The 22684-nt window shown below is 53.5% G+C and carries 8 protein-coding genes; 2 read left to right on the forward strand and 6 right to left on the reverse strand.

Annotated features, from left to right (window positions below; all coding sequences use genetic code 11):
• Positions 1-88: 88 nt before the first annotated feature.
• Positions 89-994 (reverse strand): hypothetical protein, encoded by a 906-nt coding sequence (locus CHM34_RS04745; RefSeq protein ID WP_094263424.1) that lies wholly within the window; start codon positions 992-994, stop codon positions 89-91.
• Between the two features lie 501 nt (positions 995-1495).
• Between CHM34_RS04745 and CHM34_RS04750 the strand changes: the two genes are divergently transcribed.
• Positions 1496-2614 (forward strand): mandelate racemase/muconate lactonizing enzyme family protein, encoded by a 1119-nt coding sequence (locus tag CHM34_RS04750; protein WP_240511871.1) that lies wholly within the window; start codon positions 1496-1498, stop codon positions 2612-2614.
• Positions 2615-2649: 35 nt separating this feature from the next.
• On the opposite strand, the gene CHM34_RS04755 is transcribed toward CHM34_RS04750, so the two are convergent.
• Positions 2650-4281 (reverse strand): thiamine pyrophosphate-binding protein, encoded by a 1632-nt coding sequence (locus CHM34_RS04755; RefSeq protein ID WP_169713591.1) that lies wholly within the window; start codon positions 4279-4281, stop codon positions 2650-2652.
• 119 nt (positions 4282-4400) lie between these two features.
• A complete protein-coding gene (purU, locus tag CHM34_RS04760) occupies positions 4401-5270 on the reverse strand; it encodes a formyltetrahydrofolate deformylase (protein WP_094263427.1) in 870 nt (289 codons plus the stop codon).
• Positions 5271-5990: 720 nt separating this feature from the next.
• Between purU and CHM34_RS04770 the strand changes: the two genes are divergently transcribed.
• Positions 5991-7355 (forward strand): NCS2 family permease, encoded by a 1365-nt coding sequence (locus CHM34_RS04770; RefSeq protein WP_094263429.1) that lies wholly within the window; start codon positions 5991-5993, stop codon positions 7353-7355.
• On the opposite strand, the gene CHM34_RS04775 is transcribed toward CHM34_RS04770, so the two are convergent.
• From CHM34_RS04775 to CHM34_RS04785, 3 genes are all read right to left on the reverse strand, one after another.
• Entirely contained in the window at positions 7333-8334 is a 1002-nt protein-coding gene (locus CHM34_RS04775) for a phosphotransferase enzyme family protein (protein WP_094263430.1), read from the reverse strand. The genes CHM34_RS04770 and CHM34_RS04775 overlap by 23 nt on opposite strands.
• Before the next feature lie 213 nt (positions 8335-8547).
• Entirely contained in the window at positions 8548-15021 is a 6474-nt protein-coding gene (locus tag CHM34_RS04780) for an HAD-IIIC family phosphatase (protein ID WP_439116312.1), read from the reverse strand.
• Positions 15018-22679, reverse strand: a complete 7662-nt coding sequence (locus CHM34_RS04785; RefSeq protein WP_094263431.1) for a type I polyketide synthase — start codon at positions 22677-22679, stop codon at positions 15018-15020. Before CHM34_RS04785 ends, CHM34_RS04780 begins: the two co-directional genes overlap by 4 nt.
• Between the last annotated feature and the right edge of the window lie 5 nt (positions 22680-22684).

Raw genomic sequence — 22684 nt, forward strand, 5'->3', positions numbered from 1 at the left:
CGTGATTTCAATGTGAGAACCTTTCTGTTTGACCGACTGGGTGACTTTGTCACTCCACACTTTTCCGTAAGGAGAGGAGGAATCGTCCTTATCGTCCAATCATGAACGGTTTCGGAATGATGAAGACGGGATCTCCTTCCCCGCTCTTCCGGTAAAAGGCGATGGAGCCGTCTTTCCGCTTTTTCGCTTTGACACCGCCCATTTTGACGGTAAAGGTGTAGGCGGCGTCTTTCGGCGCCTTCTCCAGAACGATCTTCTCTTTTAAGGCATCGGAGGTCACCTGGTAAACCAGGTCCGCCTCGCCAAAGACGTCGGGGTAGGTGACCGTGTCCTCCTTCACTTCCGGTGAAAGGGATTTTCCTTTTCCTTTGACCCCCAGCGTCAGTTGCCGCTTATTCCGTTTGAACCGGACCAGCTTGTCCGATTTCTTTCCGAAGAAACTTTGAAAGGTGTTTTTCTCGTTACCATAACTGAACCCGGGTTGATCGGCGCTTTGAATCCGGGTATCGATTTTATGCCAGTTCCCTTTCTGATCTTTATAGTGGATGGGGGAACCGGCGATTTCCGCTTGGACGCGTCCATCTTCAAGTTTGTAAAACTTGGCGCGGGCCGTCCTTTTTTTCTTTAATTCCTTCACCCGCTTCGGCTTCGCCATCTTCTCCCCTTTCGGGGCTTTTTCTTTTCGGGGGAGTATATCCGTGGCCTGAGCGGTTCCATTTTCATTTTCATCGTCGCCAATCCCCAGATATTCCCCCATCTCTTCCCAGAATCCCTTCTTTTCGTCCTCCTGGGCCGGTTGCCGTTGGGGCTCGTCCGGGGTTAAAAATCCGACGATTTTGTCCATGATTCCGGGTTTGTTAGCCTCTGCCACAGGTGTGCCGCTCCAGGCGCGAATCGCATCAGCGGCCAAAACCGGCGCCGGATGAAGGCTGCCGAATAAGAAAACAAATAAAAAGAGTAAGATTAGCAATCGTTTCCCTATTCCGATTTTCATTCACCTGTCTCCTTTCTTCCAGTACCGCTTCAGGCCACTTGGTTCTGTCTTTCCGGAAAAATAAACCGTTATGGGTTGATCAACAGCACCCCTCAGATTCTGTCTCCCCTCCTTCATTTTTGTAAAAAATAAAAACTGGCACCCCCCATACATTTAGCATATCATTCCAACCCCTTAATTAGACTTTTTGTACTATGCTAAATATAATATATATTAATTTTCTTTAAATAGATGATTATACCTTTATTTTTATACGGTGTCTTGGGAGGATAGGAAAAGATTTCGTTATGGTATACGAGGGGAATTCCGCTATTTTTCATCAATCATTGTATAAACGGTCCAGCAAATCTTGCCCCGGCTCTGCAAACCCGGCGACCGACTCCGGTTGGCTCGCCGGGTTTGTTCTGTCCGAAAGATTAGTCCGGGGACGATTAGGAGAAACTCCTAGGAAGAGCTGGCCGGTCCCATACCGGCCTCGGGTTCACAAAGGGAGTGACGATGGTGGAGATTGAATCGGTGGAAACTTATCCCCTTTATGTTCCTCTTCAGGAGCCTTACGGGGATGCCAACGGATACAAATCCTACCGAAGCTGTTATCTGTTTCGCATCCGGACACGCTCCGGTGTGGAGGGATGGGGGGAATGCGCCGACTGGCTGCCCCTTCTGGAAAAAGGGTTTCAGGAGCGGATCATTCCTTTTTTGATCGGAAAAAAAAGCACTGACCGCCTGCAACTGGTGGCGGCAGTGCAAAAGTGGCATCCCCGGGCGGCGGCGGGGGTGAGTATGGCGCTGACGGAAATCGCAGCGAAACAGGCCGGGCTGTCCGTTTGCGACCTCTGGGGAGGGGCGAGGAGAAAGGAAGTCCCGGTTTATGCCTCCTTTCAGTCCTATACGGATCGACCGGATTGGATGCACCATTCGCGGAAGAGAGTGGAGCAGGCGTTGATCGACGGTTTCTCCCGGGTGAAGGTGAAAATCGGGGGCAAACCCTTCCGGGAGGACTGGGAGCATATCGCCGCCCTTCGGGAGATGGCAGGGGATCAAGCTCAGTTGGCAGTGGACGCCAATCAGAGCTACGATACAGCGACAGCCCTTCGCTGGAATCGAATGTTTGCAGAAGAGGACGCTTGGCTCTGGTTTGAAGAACCGATTCCGATGGATCACGTTTCCGAATACCGCATCCTTCGCTCCCGGTGTCTCATCCCGGTGGCGGGAGGCGAAAACATTGAAGAACCGAAGGCGTTTCTCCCCCTACTGCAGAACGGGGGAATTGATCTTCTTCAGCCGGATCCGACCCATGTCGGCGGGATTGACGCCCTTCGGGACACCCTGCAGCTGGCCCGTCACTTCGGGTTGCGCGCCAGCCCCCACACCTTCGATGGAGCCTTGTCCCGCTTATACGCCTTGTTTGCCCAAAGCTGTCTCTCCGAATGGAGCAAGATGGAAGGAGAAAACATCGAACCGGTGGAATGGGACGCGATGGAAAACCCCTTTACGGACCTGTTCCCTCTTCGCCCGGTGAAAGGAACGGTCTCCCTGCCGACGGGAGCGGGGATCGGTGTGGAGCCCGATCCGGAACGGCTGAAGGCTTATCGCTGGGACGGGATGAGCGGCCCGTAACAACCGGAAACCCCCGCCTTCCCGGCGGGGGTTTCTTATCCCTTTAAAATCTTTGTATGGGGGAAAATCGGTCCGGTACAATGAATGTCCACAACGGAAGTCTGGTCAGAGGCGAGGGCTTGGGGGAGGGCGGTCTGGAGTTCCTCCGGCTGTTCCACCCGATATCCCTCCGCTCCGCAGGCTCTCGCCAGAGCGGCATAATCCGGGTTGGGAACCCGGGAGCCGAGAGTATTCAACCCTTCGACGATCATGCGGCCGGTTTCCATGAAATACGCCTCGTTGTTAAGAATGATCAGGGTCAGCGGAAGACGGTAGGTGACCGCTGTCACCAGATCGATGATCGAGTGGGCAACCCCTCCGTCTCCGGCGATACTGACGACTTGTCGGTTCGGGTTAGCCAGTTGGGCGGCGATTCCCGCCGGCAGACTGAAACCGAGGGTGCGCCAAGTCCCTGAGATGAGAAGTTCCTGATTCCGAAATTGAAAAATGCGTTCCAACCACAATGTATGATCCCCGACATCCACCGCCATAATCGCATCGGGATCGATCCACCGGTTCAGTTCCGCGATTGCCCGGGCCGGAGAGAGCGGTTCGGTCTGATCCTCGATTTCCGACCGGATCCGTGCATTCCAGGAAGCTTTCTTCTCCTGGATTTCATCGAAATAGGACGGATGGGTTTTCGGCTGAACCGAGGCGACCAACTGGGGAAGGACGGCGGACATATCGCCGACCAACCAGTCGGTGGCCGGATGACTGCGCCCGATGTTTTCGGAAACGGCGTCGATTTGGATAATCGGGATCGACGGGGGGACGTAATCTTTCGGCCACCAGGTAGCGCCGAGGATGATACACAGATCCGCCTGATGCAACAATTCCCGGGAAGGTTCAGTTCCGGCCTGGCCGAGTCCTCCGACAAACAGCGGATGATCGTTGGGAACGGAGCTTTTGGCCGGCATGGTCACCATGATCGGCGCCCGGATTTTTTCCGCCAACTGGAGCGCCTCCGCTCCGGTTGGCTTGATCCCCCGCCCGGCGAGTATGATCGGCCGTTGGGCCTGATCGATCCGGGCCGCCACCCGGTTGACATCTTCCGGGGGTGGAGCTGGGACCGGAGGTGTCGGCGGCAACGGGTAAAACGCCTCACTGACCGGTAGCCGCCAAACCTCTTTCGGAATGGATAGATGGGCGACACCACCCCGTTCCAGCGCCGTTTTGACAGCGATGTTCAATAATTGGGGAAAAGACTGGCTTTCCGGGACCAGCGTGGAGTAGTAGGCGAGCGGTTGCATCAGCAATTGCTGGTCGATATCCTGGACCGACCCCGTCCCGATGTGTGTCCGTTGCACTTGCCCCGTAACCGCCAAAACAGGCGCCCGATCCTGCCAGGCATCAGCCAATCCATTGAGCAACAGAGCGATGCCGGGGCCGGAGGTGGCGGTGCAGACGGCCAACTTGCCCGTCAATTTCGCTTCTGCGGCGGCCATCAGAGCGGCATCCGTCTCATGGCGACAAGCGATATACTTGATTTGATCCTGATTGCCCAACTCATCGAGCAGATATAGGTTGCCATCTCCGATCACACCGTAGATTCTCTCGCAACCCCATCGCAAAAGCTGTTGGATGAGATGTTGGGCCACATTGCGCGGGTCGCTTCTTTGGCGAATCATCCCGATCATTCCTCACAAATCAATGGTCCCTTTTAATATCAAAGACGAAAAGGGTTTTTATACCCTCCGGCTGATCATCCAAAGAAACCAAGGACAAGGAGATCATTTGAAAGGGACCATCAACTGCCAAAAACCACCGTTTTATTCCCGTTGAGAAACACTTGGTCGTTCAAATGCCATTGAATCGCCCGGGCCAGTACTATGCGCTCAATGTCGCGGCCGATCCGTTTCAGATCCTGCACATGGGCCCGGTGATCCACTCTTTGGATATCCTGCTCGATGATCGGCCCTTCGTCCAATTCTTCGGTAACGTAGTGAGCGGTGGCCCCGATCAGCTTAACCCCTCGGTCAAAGGCCTGTTGATAAGGTTTCCCCCCGATAAAAGCCGGGAGAAAGGAATGGTGGATATTGATCATTCGATTCCTGTAACGTTCGATCATGCGGGAAGGCATGATTTGCATATAGCGTGCCAAAATGACCGTATCGACCTTCCCTTCCAACAGGTCGAGATGGATCTGTTCCGCTTCCAAACGGGTCTCCTTGGTTACCGGTACATGATGAAACGGAATGTCAAAAGGCTCCACAATCGATTTCAGATCCGGATGATTGCTGACGACCATGGCGATATCGGCGGGAAGTTCACCGATGCGCCAACGGATCAATAAATCCTGAAGACAGTGATCTTCCTTCGAGACGAAAATCGCCAGTTTTTTCCGTTCACCGGCATCTCGGATCCCCCAGTTCATCGAAAAACGCTCGGCAACCGGGCGGAAGCTTTCCGTCAACTCCGGCAAGCGACGGGCAAGGTCCGCTAATTCAAATTCCACCCGCATAAACAGCGTTCCGCCATGGGAATCGGTGGAAAACTGATCCGATTGCGTGATATTGGCTTGTTGTTGAAACAAAAATTGGGTGACAGCGGCATTGACACCCGGTTGATCGGTACAAGTCACGATCAAGATTCCTTTATTGGAGTGAGCTTGGTTCATCGCTTCTTTTCACCTCGGTCAATGTTCTCATTCTGTCGATCAGGCGACATCGGTATTCGGGAGACGATTTCCGTCTTCACGCCTCTCCCCAGCGCTTTACAGAAAAAGCCGCAGAAACGGAAGGAAAAATCCCTTCCACTTCCACGGCGTCTGAATCTCCGTCAAGCAGAGTTGAAACGACCGTAAACATTCCTGTATGGGCCGGTGAATCAAAGGTTCAAACCCGCCCACAACGATGAGATTAAAGGATATCCGCTCTGATAAATACTGAAAGCAGTTGACATCCATTCCCAGATCCAGTGGCCTTTGCACTCCGGAAAAGCGCCATTCCTGCTTCGGTTGCTCCGCTTCCGGGTCTCAGTGTGCCTTTGAAGCAGCCAAGATCGGTTTTTAACCGCGCTGGATGTGATAACAATCTATATCGTAGCCTTCATCCCCCCGGTTCGTCAAGTTCTCACCGGCGAAAGAATGAAGAAAACACAGGTTGTCCCGGATGGACATCATTTCTAATTGACATTTCAAAATTATTAATATATAGTTAAACCAAATCCGGAAAGTACTAGGATGAGAAAGTGTCAAAAACGCTTTCTTCTTCCACCCCTATTTCCAACCGGCCGCTCAGGACTCTGTTTCACGGAGGTTGAGAAGCCACAGATGCGAAAGGTATGGCCTTCGTATCTGTGGCTTCTCGTTTATTTATGACCAAAGGGGGTTATCGGGATGGAAAAGCCGCCAATTGTCCCGCAGTCCGAGCAGGGGCACAAAGAGAATCTGCTGGAACGAATATTCAAACTCTCGGAACGGAATACGGATGTCAAAACGGAAGTGATCGCCGGTCTCACGTCCTTCATGGCACTCAGCTATATCGTTCTCGTCATCCCCTTCATTCTTTCCGAGGCAGGCATTCCTCAGGATGCCGCGGTGGCCGCCGTCATCTTCTCCACCGTTTTCTGTACCCTGATGTTTTCCCTGTGGGCCAATTTTCCCATCACGGTCGGACCCGGAATGGGATTGATCTCTTTTTTCACTTACACGGTCGTGCTGGGGAAAGGGTTGAGCTGGCAAACCGCCCTCGGTGCTGTATTTATATCCGGGGTCGTCTTTTTTATCCTGACAATCACGGGTATTCGCAGAAAGTTATTCGATGTCGTTCCCCCAACCCTCCGTTCGGCCATCGGAGTCGGTATCGGGATCTTTGTCGCCTTTACCGGTTTGAAGAATGCCGGCATTATCATTCCCAGTGAAACCACCTATGTCACATTGGGGCCGATGACCGAGCCGGAGTCGATCCTGGGGATGGCGGGTCTGATTCTGGCCTCCATTTTAATGGTGAAAAAAGTGCGGGGAGCCATGGTGATCAGCATTCTCCTGATAACCGTGTTCGCCATGGGGATCGGAACGACTCCCGCTCCCCAAGGTCTCAACGATATCGTGACTTTGTCCGTCCCCGACATCTCCGCCACTTTTCTGCAGATGGACCTGCTGGGAGCATTGAAGTACGGTATCATCTCCATTATCTTTTCCTTTACCATTGTGGAACTGTTCGACAATCTGGCCACTTTGCTCGGACTCTCCAAGAAAGCGGGTCTGATGGATGAAAAAGGAAAAATCCCCAACCTGAATCAAGCCCTGAAAGCTGATTCGTTGGGGACCATGGCAAGCGCCTGCTTCGGAGCCACCGCTCTCAACACTTACATCGAAAACGCAACGGGAATCGCCGAAGGCGGACGGACCGGATTGACCGCTCTGGTCACTTCGGGACTGCTTCTGCTCTGTCTGTTCCTGGTTCCCCTGGTTTCCCTCATTCCTTCCGAGGCGACAGCTCCCGTTCTGATTCTGGTAGGAGCGCTGATGATGAGTGAGATCCAACACGTTTCCTTCGATGATTTTACAGAAACGGTACCGGCCTTTCTCACCATCATCATGATGCCGTTAACCTTCAGCATTGCGGAAGGATTGGCCTTTGGTTTCATCTCCTACACGCTCTTGAAACTGTTGACCGGAAAGGCCAAGGGGATGCACTGGGCCATGTATCCGATCAGCGCCGCCTTCATCATTAATTTCATCTTTCACGGATCGTTGTAAAATCGAGCCGGACAACCGGGGTTTCGATCTCGATGTCGTGACGGTATTGGCGCAACATCTCCGCTTCTTCCTCTTTCAAAGCATTCAAATCCATAAACTGGTGAAACAAGCCATAGATCAACATATGGCGCAGACGGAGAAAATCGGGGATATGTCGATACCACCACGGATCCAGATCATTTTCCCGCCGGTAGCCGATCATAAAATGGGTGAAAAAGCGGCGCACAAATTCCGCCTTATCCTTATAAGGAACCGTCGGAAACCATTGCACATTGTAAATGATGATCGCGATATCGTTCATAAACCAGTTGTACCCGATATCATCGAAATCAAAAGCGGTGATTTGCCCTTCGTGCCAGTGGAGGTTCCCTTGGTGCAAATCCGTGTGAACCAGGCCATAGGAGTCCCTGCTTTTGGGTAGTTGATGGATGCGTTCCATCAACTGATCCGCCTTTTCAAACACCCGTGTTTGATCCGAGGGAACATATTTCCGCAGGTTTAATTGATCTTCTTCATACCATTCCTGACGCTTATACGCCGGATGGCTCAATCGATACTCCTTGGTCAGGGCATGCATCCGTCCGACATACTCGCCCCAAGTTTGAAAGAAAGTTTCGTTCCAATCCTCTTCCCCGACGGTTTTACCCGGGGCCTTTTCATAGGCCACCGCCAAAAAATGGCCTTGATCTGCCGGAATGGATTCAACCAGGTTCCCCTTGGCGGAAGGAACGGCCCGTGAAACACTCAAACCGCGATCGGCCAGATAATTCAACCATTCCAATTCCCCCATGATATAGTCCGGGTGACGGCGGATCGTATGGGTGATCCTTAAAATGTAGGGGCGGTGATCTTTTTTAAATTCGTAAACGTAATTTTCCGCGTCTTTCAGGAAATGTACCTGATCTCTGGGAATCCCGTACCTCTCAGCCGTTTCGGTCAAGATTCTCTCGTTGAATAGATCCCGAATTTCCTGTTTCAATGAAATACCACCCTTCATGTATTCGGCAACGGGATGGACGTTTCCCGTTGCCGTATTTCGGTTGTTGTTTCCATCCGTCGGTAAACATTTTATGGTCGATCGATTACTCGAATCATTGGTGAGCGAGCATCCAGTTCACCCTTCCGTTTCATGGTTGGGAAGAATCCTTTCTCCGAATACATACTCTTCGGCGAAAGGATGGCCGAACCCTTTTTAATGGAGATGTTCCGACAAGAGCAACGCCATTTGACGGATCGTTTGAGCCCTTTTGACATCCAGATTTTCCACGGCCAGACCCCGGGACTCCAGTTCCACTTCCAGCTTGATCGCTAATAACGAGTTCCCGCCCAGTTCAAAGAAATTATCGTGGATGCCCACCTGCTGAAGCTGAAGGATCTCTTTCCAGATTTCGACAAGAACTTCTTCCAGTTCATTGGTGGGGGGATCGATTTCCGAAATCATCGGTGCGGTCTCTCCGCGAACCGGCAAAGCAAGTAATTTCTCCGCTGTATTCTTTTCCAAAGGCAAAAGGTAGGGCCGGTGCAGAAGGTGATCCTGAAGCCATACGTCCCAGCGGCGAATATCTGAATCGGCAGGCGCTCCAGCCGCCGGCCCCGAAGTTGACGGAGCGTTTCTTTCCTCCCTCTCCCCACGGCTCACTGTCTCCCGGGCTGTAGCCGACAACGGTGTGTCATAGGAGCAAGTGATAAAGTCGATTTTCTCCGGAATCTGTTGTAAAGACAGACGGAAGTCGATATAACCCTGCCCCTCGTCCGTTTTTTCCCACCGGGTGCGTTCAAGAAATTGACGGAAGGGTTGATTTTTATCCGTAGCGATCCACCGGGCCCGAAGTTCAGTGATCGCCTGTTTTTCGCCATAGTGGCGCAAACCGGCCAAAACAGCATCTTCGACCCCCTTGCCCAGTACGCGGCAACTCAGCAGGAACGTGTCCATCTGCAGCGTATCCGCCTCCTGCCGGGCGAAAACCGTACCGACCACTCCGTATTCCCCGAAACGGTCGGCCGCTTCAATGGCCCAACCCTTCGTCTCCGGCGACTCTATCCAACGTTTCACTTCCCTTTCGTCCCGTCGAATCGAGCTGAGGTTAAACTGATTGGTCCGCTGGGTCATCTGGGCAATGCGCGGCCATTGCTCCGGTTGGATCGGGTACATACTCATTTTCAAGTCGAGACCCCGCAAAAACTCTTGCAAAGACAGACTTTCCCGCTGTGCTTGTTGCCGGCGTCGATCGGTGAGATATCGTTCGGTACGGTGACGATCCTCCGATGTCACCCGGAGGCGGTCAAACGCCCAGACATGTCGCAGAAACATCGGAATTTGCACGGGATCCTCCGGCAATTGTAAGCTGAGCACTTCCGGACAGCGATGAATCATCTCCAGACATTCCGTCGGATTGTCATCCAGCAGGATAAAACTGTCCAGTCCCAGGTTGAGTTCCTCCGCCAACTCTTGCATATTGGCCGATTTGGGGTCCCAATTGATCCGCCAGCCGGCCAGATGTTCCTTTTTCAGAACCATCTGCGGGTTCTGTTCAAACACTTCCCAGACATCCGCCTCATTGTTTTTGCTGCAAAGGACGAGCAACATCCCTTCTCGCTGTTTTTGCAACAGGAATCTTTGCAACTCGAGGAACGGCTGCTCCACTTTGACTCCCAGCGGACCCTCTTCACCGACGATGCCCCGCCACAGCGTATGGTCGCAGTCGAGGGCAATCACTTTAAACGGGGCCGGCTTCAAAGAAATGATGTGACGTGCCACCGTCGTTCCCATCGCTGCATAGAACGAATCCGTAAACGGCAGATGACCCGCCTGATCGGTTCCCGGATGGAAGATATCCGTGATTTGATACAGGTCCTTTAAGTCCGTCAAGTCAACCACATGGACGTTTTCCTTCTCCTTGAGGATCTCTTTCCACCGCCGGGTCATGAAATCCAGATGTTCCTTCACGGACGGGCTCAGAGAAAGGTGTGTGGATACAGGAAAGACGGCGACAAAGTAAGGTACGGTTGGATCCTTACGTTCCAGGATATCGACCAGTTCTTTGAAGTTCCGCTCCAGTTTCCGACATTGTACCTGTTCCTCCGAGGAATCGTCCCGCAACCAATCTTCAAAACGCACCATCAATAGATTGGCCCCCCGGTTCGTGGACAGCAGGCTGGAAGGGTCCAGCAGCTCCTGGAATACCTGATTGTAGGGAGCGAACCGAACATCGATTTCCCAGCCGAACCGGCGCCCCCACCAAATCAGATGATCCGCCAGCGGGTCCGCAGTAAAGGTGGAACTGACAGCCAGCGTCAAGGTCTCCCTCTGTTGCGGCGGATCGTCCACTTCCCGCTTGGCCGCCATTTCTTCTTCCTCCTCCGCCGTCAACAGGGGAATGTCCTTCAATTTTCGCTCCGGATCGTCAACCACTTCCTCGACAAGCTGGAGGAAATGGCGGGCCATCCGCTCCATCGTCCCGGATCGAAACAGGGATTTGTTGTACTGCAGAACACATTTGAGTTCGCCGGTGACCTCTTTGACCACATCCAGCTTAAAATCGAGCTTGGAAATGCCCTTGGCGAATTCGTAAGTGTCAAAATCTAAACCATCAACCTCCAGGACCGTATCGGGATCATATTCATTGTGGTAAATCAACATGGTATCAAACAACGGATTTCGGTTGGCCGGCAACTTGGAACGCAGTTTTTCAACCAACTTGTCATAGGGATAATCTTGATTTTCATACGCTTCGATCAACACTTGGTTGGTCCGGTCCAAAAACTCTGGGAATGTTCGGTCCGGATCCACCTGCAAGCGAATGGGCAAAAAGTTGGTAAACATCCCGATAATATTCTCAACATCGGCATGGCGTCTACCGGCGACCAAAGAACCGATGACCAGATCTTCTCGACCGGTATAGCGGCTTAACAACAGTGTATACAGATTGAACATCAGGACGTTCATCGTAAGATTGTGTTGTTTTCCGATCTCCTCCAGCGTCTCGACCTGTTTTCGGGGGATCGAAAACTTGACCGTCTCACCCAGGAACGTCTGATGATCCTCGCGCTTATAATCGAGAGGCATGGGAAATGAAGGCGGGTCTCCGGAAAACCGATCCAGCCAATAGGCTTCCTGTCTTTGCATAATCTCCGACTGGAAGAGGCGGCGCTGCCATTCGGCATAATCCTTGTACTGGATCCGTAACTCCGGCAGGTCCGCCCCTTTATAAAGCTCCGAAAACTCCCTGATAAATACATTCATCGAAGTGCCGTCAGAGATAATGTTGTGCATATCCACCAGCAAGGCGTATTTCTCTTCGGCCATTTGAACGAACATGACACGGATCAGAGGAGCTTTTTGCAAATCGAAGGGCCGGATAAACCCGCGGATGATCTCATCGAGTTCTTCTTTGTCCGCTTCCATACATTCAATGGAAAAATCAAATGCATCGTGAACGATCTGCACCGGCTCCCCATCGATAAAGTCGAAGGAGGTGCGCAGCGATTCATGACGCCGGATCAATCGGCGGAAGGCTTCTTCAAACCGCTTGATGTCCGGACGACCGGTAACGAGCAACACCATCGGCATATTGTAGGTGGTGACATCACCGATCTGTTGATGGATGATATAGGTGCGCCGTTGTCCGGAGGAAACCGGATAATACGGCCTTTTCTCCACCGGTTCGATCTCCAGATAGCTCTTTTCATCCAGTCCTTCGATGTGTTGGGCCAGCGATTGGATCGTTGGATGATTAAAAATATCGGACAAGGTGATTTCCACGTTCAGCTCTTTATGGATCTGACTGATCAGGGTCGTCGCTTTCAAAGAATGGCCGCCGATTTCGAAAAAGTGATCCTTCAGTCCGATTCCGCGTATGCCAAAGAGTTCCTCCCAAATTTCCACCAGCTTCTTCTCCACCGGGTTGGCAGTCACAGCCGGTTCAGCATCCTCGGTAACAGCCGTGGCCGTCTGCTCTGCCGCCTTTTGCCACTCCACTTGACGGTTCTCATAGGGAGACGAAGAACGTTCCTCAATCCAATAACGCCGGCGATCAAAAGGATAAGTCGGCAAAGATACCCGTTGACGTTGTTCATCCCCGTAAAACCCGTTCCAGTCGATGGAAACTCCGTTCAGCCACAGGCGGCCGAGCTTAAGCATGAGATGGTAATGATCCGGAACATTTTCCCGCGGATGGCGAACCAGATGGACCACCGCCGAAGTGCCGGCCTGTTCCCCTGTACTCCGCACAAACGTACTCAACGTATTTCCCGGTCCGACTTCGATAAAGAAGGGATCGACATCATCCATCAATGTATGGAGACCGTCCATAAATCGAACCGGTTCTCGCAGTTGTTTCGCCCAATATCGGGGATCGACCGCTTCCTCATCGCGGATCCAGGTCCCACTTACATTGGAAATATAGGGGGTTTCGGGGCGGTTCAACTTCAGCTCGGCCACTGCCGCCTCCCATCGATCCAGAACCGGTTCCATCATCGAAGAATGGAACGCATGGGAGGTATGCAACAGTCGGTATTCCCGTCCTTCTTCAGACAACTGCTGAGCCAATTCCCGAATGGCCGGATCCGGACCCGACACCACACAGAGGGTAGGAGCATTGACTGCGGCAAGGGAGAGATCCTCATGCAGATAAGGCTTCAGCTCCTCTTCATCCAGGGAGACACTGAGCATGGAACCCGCCGGCATCTCCTGCATCAACTTCCCTCGCAGTTTTACCAGTGAAAGGGCATCCTCCAGCGACAGCACGCCTGACAGACAGGCCGCCACAAATTCTCCGATGCTGTGGCCGATCATCGCTTTCGGCCGGATCCCCCATTGCATCAACATGTTAGCCAGGGCGTATTCAAAGATGAACAAGACCGGTTGCGCTATATCGGTACGCTGAATGTCGGAAACCGCTTCTCCGGGTTCTTTCGGATAAAGCACCTTTTTCAAATCTTCGCCTGCAACATTTCCCGCCATTTCCAGGCAACGATCCACTTCCTGCCGGAAAATCGGTTCCGACCGGTACAGATCCAAGCCCATGCGGACATACTGAGATCCTTGACCGGAAAACATGAACACCGCCGGCCGGCGGTCCGTATCGGATACACCGGTTCGTTCCCCTTCGGAATCGACCGAACGCAAGAGATCCAAAGCATGGGGGGTATCTCTGCATACGATCATTCGCTTGTGAGGGAAATGCTCGCGTCCCACTTGCAATGTATAAGCAACATCAGCCAGACGGGTATCGGGATGGCTTTCCAGATAATGACGCAGGTTGTCCGTTGTTTGGGTGAGAGCCGTCGGCGTTTTGGCCGACAGCAATAACAGCTTCCAGTCCCGTTCCTCCGGGGATGAAGCGGCCGTCGGTGACTCTTCCAGAATGATATGGGCATTGGTACCGCCGATCCCGAATGAGCTGACCCCTGCACGCAAGGGATACGCCTCACTGTGCCAAGGGGTGAGTTCTTGATTGACGACAAACGGACTGTTTTCAAAATCAATTTTGGGATTGGGCCTTTGATAATGTAAGGTCGGCGGCAATAATCGGTGTTTCATTGCCAGCACGGTTTTTATGAAACCGGCAATCCCTGCCGCATTGTTCAAATGGCCGACGTTAGACTTGACGGAACCGATCCGGCAAAACCCGCGCCGATCGGTTTGAAACGCCTCCTTCAAAGCCTGGATCTCAATCGGATCGCCCAAGGTCGTACCTGTACCATGGGCCTCGATGTAAGAGATACTGTCCGGCTCCACCTCGGCCACATGGATGGCCGATCGGACCGCCGCGATCTGCCCCTTGGTACTCGGAGCCGTATAACCGACTTTTCGATTTCCGTCATTGTTGATGGCCGAACCTCTGATCACAGCATCGATATGATCCCCGTCCTCCAACGCGTCTTCAAGCGTCTTCAGTGCGACGATGCCGGCCCCATCCCCGAATACGGTTCCGGCGGCATCGGCGTCAAATACACGGCAGTGGCCGTCGGGGGAATTGATCATTCCCTCCTGGTACAGATAACCCGACTTTTTCGGGAGATTGATCGAGACGCCTCCTGCAAGAGCCATGCTGCATTCGCCGCTTAACAGGGCCTGTACCGCGAGGTGAATGGCAACGAGAGATGTGGAACACCCCGTCTGTACCGTGAAGCTCGGGCCCTTCAGATTGAGGTTATAGGATACCAATGTGCTGAAATAGTCGCGTAAATTGAGAACCGCAGCCTCCAATGTGTCGGAATCCCCGGATTGATTCTGTTGGAGAGCACGCATGATCCACTGGGAATTGAAAGCGGCCCCGGCATACAGTCCGATCATCCCTTTATAGGATTGGGGACTGTAACCGGCATCTTCAAGAGCTTCCCAGGTGCATTCATGCAAAAGGCGAAACTGGGGATCCATCATGATGGCTTCTTGAGGAGTGTAGTCAAAGAACGCCGCATCAAAAGTCTCTACATCCTCGAGCGCTCCCTTAGCTTTGACATAGCGGGAATGAGCCAGCCGTTCCTCGCTGATTCCCGCTTCTCTCAGTTCATCGTCGGTGAAGAATGAAATAGACTCCACACCGTTGACCAGATTGTCCCAGAACTCCGTTACACTTTTGGCGCCCGGAAACCGACCCGACATCCCGATGACCGCGATTTCGGATCCTGTGTATGTCTCCTCGGTTTTTTTCAAAGCCTTCACACTCCCTTCAACCTCTTTTTGCGCTGATTGCGCAGGCGTTTTTTACCTTTACTCATCATCTCGTACATTTCCGATTCTTCTTCCGAATCTGGATCCTCCTCATCCTCTCCTTGACTTAAATGTTCCGCTAAAGACAGGATTGTCGGGTAAGTGAACAGGGTGACCACCGCCACATTCGTTCCCAGCTTTTCATTCAAGCGGTTGGTGACATGGATAATGTCCAATGAACTCGCTCCGAGCTCAAAGAAATTATCATGAATCCCTACCTGGTCCATCCCCAGGAACTGACTCCAAATTTCCGCCAACGTCTTTTCCATTTGGTTTCGGGGTTCGACATAAGGGTGAGACAAATCCGGCCTTGCATTGGAAGAGGTGCTTCGCGACGGATCGCCGCCTTCCGCCCGGTCTCTGTTCATGGTGATCCATTGGTCGATCCTCGCCTGCAGATCACCGGTGGAGACGACCAGCTGATGAAATCCATCGGCGGCCAACACGTACTCAAACAGCTCCTCTCCCTCTTCCGGCTGGATCGCCAATTCCGCCAGGGACTCCCCGAGGGTTGAAGTGTGTTCTCCCCAAAACTGCCACGCATCCCAGTTCACGCCGATCCAAGGCACCCGCTCCTGTTGGTTGTGCCGTTTCACAAAGGCATCCATATAGAGATTGGCCGCGGAATAGGCGGAAAAGCCGAGTCCGCCAAGTAAAGAGGCCACCGAGGAGAACAACAGGCAAAAGTCGAGATCTTTCCCTTGTAAAACGCGTTGTAACACATGAAGACCGTATATTTTGGATTGAAATTGGTCTTCCTCCATGTTCTTCGGAATCTCTTCAATCGCCCGGAAAGAGGTACTTCCCGGCAGGCCCGCCGCGTGGAAGACACCGTGAATGCGGCCATAGCGCCGTTCCGCTTCGGCAACGACTTCTCTCATTCTCTTTTCATCAGAGACATCCGCCTGCATCACGCTGACTTCTGCCCCCATGCTTTCCAACCGCTGTACTTTGCGAATTTTTCGGGAGGTTTCCTCATCCTCTCCGTGCCGGTCGATCCAGTCCTCCCATTCCTCCCGGTTCGGAACGGAACTGCGGCCGGTCAGCACCAGTTTGACCCGTCCCTTTTTCGCCAGCAGTTGGGACAATATATGACCGATACTGCCGAGACCGCCTGTAATCAGATAAACGCCCTCCGGCCGAATCTGTCCCGGCAAAGCTTCGGCTTTCTGCAATTCCACCGGTTTAAACCGCTGTACCCAACGATGGCGGTGACGGTAGGCGATGATGCGATCGGTGGAAGGATGCTTCAGTTCAGCCAGTAATTGTCCGAGTAACTCCTCCTCTCGCCAGGAACCGGCAGATGGAAGATCGATGTCGATACTCCAGCATTGGATATGGCTGTACTCCTGCGGAATCACTTTACAAGGACCGAGTACCGTCGCTTTCTCGGCACAAATCGTTTCAGCGCCTGTCACTTCCTGCATTTGATTCGTAAGGACAAAGATCTTGCATTCATCCGTCACCTGCTGACGGGTGACGGCTTGGGCAAGAAAGACTAAGCTGTAATAACCCCGCTGTTGCCACCGGTTGATATCACGGTTTTCGTCCGATCCGGACTCCCGGGAGACACCCCATAGGTGCAGGATGCGGGAAGGAACAACCCCTTGTGTCCGCAATGCTTGGCACAAGGTTTCATACTGGGTTCCATCAGCGGGATCCAACTCAAAATCATGTTCCGACCGCTGAGCAAATGCCGGACCGACATGGACTGTGATCACCTGTTTTCCTTCCCGTCTCAAGCGTTCCACCAGCTCCGCGCCGATTCGGCTCCGGTCATCCAACACCATCCATGCGCCATCCTCGGTCTGTTGCATCTCCCCGGTTGGGGGCAACAACGTCCGGTCCCAGGAGGGAATGTAAAACCATTCATTCATCGGTTTCTTTCGGTCCAAAGCGGAGCGGTTTCCGGCCCATCCGTCAACTCCGTCCGGTTGCTCGTCGATCCAATAACGTTGGCGTTCAAAGGGATACGTCGGCAGGGTGACAAGATTTCTCTGTTCGTTTCGATAAAAACCGTTCCAATCGATCTCGCAGCCTGCCAACCAGAGACGCCCGAGCTTTTGCAGCAGGTGAAAGCTGTCGGAAACCTTTTCCCGCGGGTGACGAACGAGATTGACAATCACATGGTCCGGTTGTTTCCCGGCATGCTTGCGCGCAAAGGTGGAAAGCGTGTTTCCGGGTCCCACTTCCACCAAAACGGCGTTTTCATCCCGCAACACCGGATCCAACCCGTCCGCGAACCGGACGGTTCCCCGCAAATGCCGGGCCCAATAATCCGGATCCGTCACCTCTTCCGCCGTGATCCACGTCCCGGTCATGTTGGAGACAAAGGGAATCCGGGGCGCGTCACGGGGGATTTCTCCGACAGCCTGTTTAAATCGGTCCAGGATCGGAGCCATCATATGGGAATGGAAGGCATGGGACGTATGCAAAGGACGGGACTGAATCCCTTCCCGGGACAGTTTTTCGGCCAGAGAAGCGATAGCCGCATCGGGGCCGGACACTGTACAGAGCCCCGGAGCATTGACAGCCGCCAAGGAGGTTTCTCTTCCCAGATATGGCCGCAGATTTTCTTCCGCCAGCGGTACGCTGAGCATACTGCCCGACGGCATCTCCTGCATCCATCGGCCGCGTAAAACGACCAGCCGAAGGGCATCTTCGAGGGAAAACACTCCCGCCAGGCACGCCGCCACATATTCACCGATACTGTGGCCGATCATCGAGTCCGGTCGGATGCCCCAGGAAATCAACAGTCGGGCAAGGGCGTATTCAAAGGCGAACAAGGCCGGCTGTGCCATCTCCGTCCGATTCAACCTTTCCGCCACGGTTTGGCGGTCCCCACCCGCCGCCGGATACATAATTTCCTGCAAATCAGTGTGAAACAGACGTTGAACAATGGCAAAACAGCGATCCATTTCCTGCCGGAAGACTTCTTCCGTTTCGTACAATTCCCGTCCCATATCAAGATATTGGGAGCCCTGTCCGGAAAACAGAAAGGTGACCGGTCGGCTCTGTTCTTTGACCCAAGCGGTCATGACCCGGTCTCCGGCCGGATCCTCCGGAATCTTGGTCCCTTCATCGTCTTGGGAAGCCATCCACACTCTGCGGTACGGAAAGGGTTTGCGCCCGACTTGCAGTGTATAGGCGACATCCGCCAAAGGAACAGCGGGGTTTTCTTTGAAATATTCCATGAGCTGTTCGGTCCTGCTCTCAAGGGCCGTCTCCGTCTTTGCCGAGAGAAACAGCAGCTGATGGTGACGGCTCTCCCCGCTTGACGGCAATGAAGGAGCTTCCTCCAACACCACATGGGCATTGGTGCCTCCGATCCCGAAGGAACTGACTCCGGCCCTTCTGGGTGATCCGTCGCTTTCCCACGGTGTCAATTCCGTATTGACGATAAATGGACTGTTGGCAAAGTCAATCTTGGGGTTCGCCTTTTTATAATGCAGACTAGGCGGAATTTGACGATGTTTCATCGCCAACACCGTTTTGATCAATCCCGCGATCCCGGCGGCACTGTTCAGATGCCCGACATTGGTTTTCACCGACCCGATTCGGCAAAATCCGGTTTTATCGGTGCCAAAAGCCTGTTTCAAAGCCTCGATCTCGATCGGGTCCCCCATTTCCGTTCCTGTTCCGTGGGCTTCGAGGTAAGTGATCGTCTCCGGGGAAAAACCCGCCATCTTGTAGGCGTCGCGGATCACTTCCGCCTGCCCTTGAACGCTGGGTGCCGTAAAGCCGACTTTGCGGTTCCCGTCGTTATTGAGCCCAAACCCTTTGATCACGGAATGAATGCAATCTCTGTCCGCGATGGCGTCTTCCAACCGTTTCAGGACCACGACACCGACACCGTCGCCAAATACTGTCCCCGCGGCTTCCTCGTCAAAGGCGCGGCAATGGCCGTCCGGAGAGTTGATCATGCCATCCTGGTATAAGTAGCCCGCTTTTTGCGGGAGGCTGACAGTCGCCCCTCCCGTCAATGCGACATCACAGGCTCCCGTCAACAACCCTTGACAGGCCATGACCATATTGACCAGCGAAGTGGAACAGGCCGTCTGCATCGTCACACCCGGTCCCTTTAAATTCAGTTTATAAGCCATATACGTACTGAAAAATTCCCGGTCGTTCAGAAGCATCGACCCGAATTGTTCCGTACCGTTTAGCGAGGCAAACCGGGTAATCCACGGTAAATTGGGAGTTGTCCCGGCATACACCCCGATCTGGCCCGGACTGCGGTCCGGATCACAGCCGGCGTTCTCCAAAGCTTCCCAGGCACATTCCTGGAACATCCTGAACTGCGGGTCCATCATTTCCGCTTCCCGGGGGGAACAATCAAAAAAGTTGGCGTCAAATAAATCGATCTCTTCCAGGATTCCTTTTGCTTTTACATAGTTCGGGTTTTCAATCAAGGCGGGATCGATCCCCGATTCCCGCAACTCTTCATCGCTGAAGAAGGAGATGGATTCCACACCCTGACTCAGGTTTCTCCAATATTCATCCAGATTCTTGGCTCCCGGAAAACGTCCGGACATCCCCACCACGGCGATTTCCGATCCATCCCGTCGACCTGTCGATGTTCCGCCCGCTTCAGAGGACCGGGATGAACGTTTGACTTGAACCCGTTCCGGTTGGTTCACCGGCTGTTCCCGGTGAAAATGTTCGGCCAAAGCATGGATGGTGGTATATTCGTACAGGGTAACGGTGGAAATTTCCCGACCGAACACGCCGCTCAATTTCGAAGCCAACTGTGTGATGTCCAGAGAACTGGCTCCCAGCTCAAAGAAATTTTCATTCTTGCCGACCTGATCAAATCCGAAATGGCCCTTTACCACTTCGGTGATCGTGTTTTCCATATCCGACAGCGATGAGGGAACCTCCCTCGGCTTCCTGCGTTCCCGGGCTGGAGTGCGGGATACGGCCTCCGTATCAGGCGACTCCCCTTCGGGCGCTTTTCCCTCCAGAGGAAAACGGCGTTTTTCAAAAGGATAGGTCGGCAGCGGAATGCGGGATCGTTTTTCTCCATCGTGCAGGGCGGTAAAATCCAAAGAAACTCCCGCCGACCAAAGCTGTCCCACCCGGTTGAGGAGATACCGAAAGTCCGGTTGTGTTTCCCGGGGATGTCGGACCATGTTGAACGCCGGTTGATCCGGTTTTCTGGCGGGATGCCTGCGAACCAAACCGCTGAGCGTGTTCCCCGGACCGACCTCGACAAAGACGGTGTTTGACTTTTGCAACAAGGCGTCCAGGCCGTCATCAAAACGAACGGTATGGCGCAGGTGTTTTGCCCAGTAATCCGGATCGGTCGCCTCTTCCCCGGTAATCCAGGTCCCTGTCACGTTGGAGATATAGGGAATGGACGGTTTCTCCCGTTTCAGACGTCCCACTTCCTCAGCCAATCGCTCCGACACGTCATCCATCATATCGGAATGAAAAGCATGGGAGGTACGCAGTTTCCGTGTCTGGTGCCCTTCCTCTTCCAATCGCCGGGCTAGTCCGTCAATCGCTTCATGGGTCCCGGATACGACACATTGGGCTTTTCCGTTGACTGCCGCCAGTGATAGACCGTCACACAGGTATGGACGCAGGTCTTTCTCTGAAAGAGGCACACCCAGCATGGCCCCCGCAGGTCTGGACTGCATGAGCTTTCCCCGCAGAACAACCAGACGGAGACTATCCTCCAGGGAAAAGACACCCGCCAGGCAAGCGGCCACATATTCCCCGATGCTGTGACCGATCATCGCATCCGGTCGGATTCCCCACGATTTCAGCAATTGGGCCAAAGCATACTCAAAGATGAACAATAGCGGTTGTGTGATATCCGTGCGGTATATCGCCTCAGCCTGCTCTGGTCCGGTATCCTCGGGATCGAGGAAACTTTTCAAATCCAAGGCCACGGACGGCTGGACCTGATCGATACAGCGGTCCACCTCTCGGCGGAAAACGGGTTCCTCCCGGTACAAACCGAGTCCCATCCGGATATACGGACTCCCCTGACCCGAAAACATGAAGACCACGTTTTTAGCATCCTGCCCCATCCCGTGGGCCTGGGTGATTTCGGAAACCGGTCCGGAAAGCCGTTGGGCCAACTCCGGAGCATCTGCACAGACCCAAGCGCGGCGGTACTTGAAATGTTTGCGCCCCATTTGCAGAGTGAAGGCGAGATCCGCCAACGAAACATCCGGGTGATCCTGTATAAATTGATGCAAATCGCCGGCCGCCCGTTCCAACGCCGCTTCCGTCTTCGCGGACAGCGGAATCAGCTGCGGTCGGGTTCCTCCCGCATCAGAGGTTTTTCGCACCGGCGACTCCTCCATCACGATGTGGGCATTGGTTCCACCCAGCCCAAAGGAGCTCACCCCCGCCCTCAACGGATAAGGATCGTTCCTCCACGGTTTTAACTCGGTATTGACATAAAACGGACTGTTGGCAAAATCGATTTTCGGATTGGGGTTATGAAAATGGAGACTGGGCGGAATCTGCTGATGCTTCAGAGCCAATACCGTTTTAATGAATCCGGCTACTCCCGCCGCTGCATCCAGATGCCCGATGTTGCTTTTGACCGATCCGATCGGGCAATACCCTTTTCGATCGGTATCAAAGGCGAGTTGCAAGGCCTCGACCTCAATCGGATCACCCAGCACTGTTCCCGTTCCATGGGCTTCAATGTAGTTGATACTTTCCGGTTCGACCTCCGCCATCTGATGGGCGGCCCGGATCACGTCCGTCTGTCCACCGGTACTGGGAGCCGTATAACCCACCTTGCGGTTCCCGTCATTGTTCATCGCCGAACCCTTGATCACCGCATGAATCGTGTCACCGTCTTCGACAGCGTCCTTCAGACGCTTAAGAACAACCATACCGACCCCTTCACCGAAAACCGTACCCCCGGCCTGTTCGTCAAAGGCCCGACAATGCCCGTCCGGGGAGTGGATCATTCCTTCCTGGTAGAGATAGCCTGATCGATGGGGAAGGGTCACCGAGACCCCGCCCGCCAGGGCCAGGTCGCATTCCCCGCCGAGTAATCCCTGGCAGGCCAAGTGAATGGCCACCAGAGAGGTGGAGCAGGCCGTTTGTACGGAAACGCTGGGCCCCTTGAGATTCAGCTTGTAGGAAAGGCGAGTGGCAAAGGACGGGTCATTCAAGTGCATCACTTGAAACTGGTCGGCCGGATTATGCGAAGGGGAAAGATTTTGCGACATCCAGTACAAATTATTGGACGCTCCGGCATACAACCCGACCAGCCCTGTACAGGTTTCGGGATTATAACCGGCATGCTCCATCGCTTCCCAGGTACATTCATGCAACAGGCGATACTGAGGATCCAAGAGGGCCGCTTCCCTCGGTGTATAGTCAAAAAAATCGGCATCAAAGGATTCGACATCCTCCAACATGGCTTTTGCCCGAACATATTGCGGATGTCGCAGCAGTTCCGGATCCACTCCGGCTTCGGCCAACTCTTCTTCCGTAAAAAAAGTGGTGGATTCCACGCCGTTTTTTAAGTTATGCCAGAACTCGTCGATATTGGCCGCACCTGGAAACCGTCCGGTCATCCCGATCACGGCTACTTCCAAACCGGTTTCCGCAAATTCGCTGTTGTTTCCGTCCATGAATC

It is taken from the genome of Paludifilum halophilum (genome assembly GCF_002245355.1).
GTDB lineage: Bacteria > Bacillota > Bacilli > Thermoactinomycetales > DSM-45169 > Paludifilum > Paludifilum halophilum.

What these genes read in the sequence shown, in the direction of transcription:
- CHM34_RS04770 (WP_094263429.1), top strand. Translation starts at nt 5,991, where the DNA reads ATGGAAAAGCCGCCAATTGTCCCGCAGTCCGAGCAGGGGCACAAAGAG.
- CHM34_RS04745 (WP_094263424.1), bottom strand. Translation starts at nt 994, where the DNA reads ATGAAAATCGGAATAGGGAAACGATTGCTAATCTTACTCTTTTTATTT.
- purU (WP_094263427.1), bottom strand. Translation starts at nt 5,270, where the DNA reads ATGAACCAAGCTCACTCCAATAAAGGAATCTTGATCGTGACTTGTACC.
- CHM34_RS04785 (WP_094263431.1), bottom strand. Translation starts at nt 22,679, where the DNA reads ATGGACGGAAACAACAGCGAATTTGCGGAAACCGGTTTGGAAGTAGCC.
- CHM34_RS04755 (WP_169713591.1), bottom strand. Translation starts at nt 4,281, where the DNA reads ATGATTCGCCAAAGAAGCGACCCGCGCAATGTGGCCCAACATCTCATC.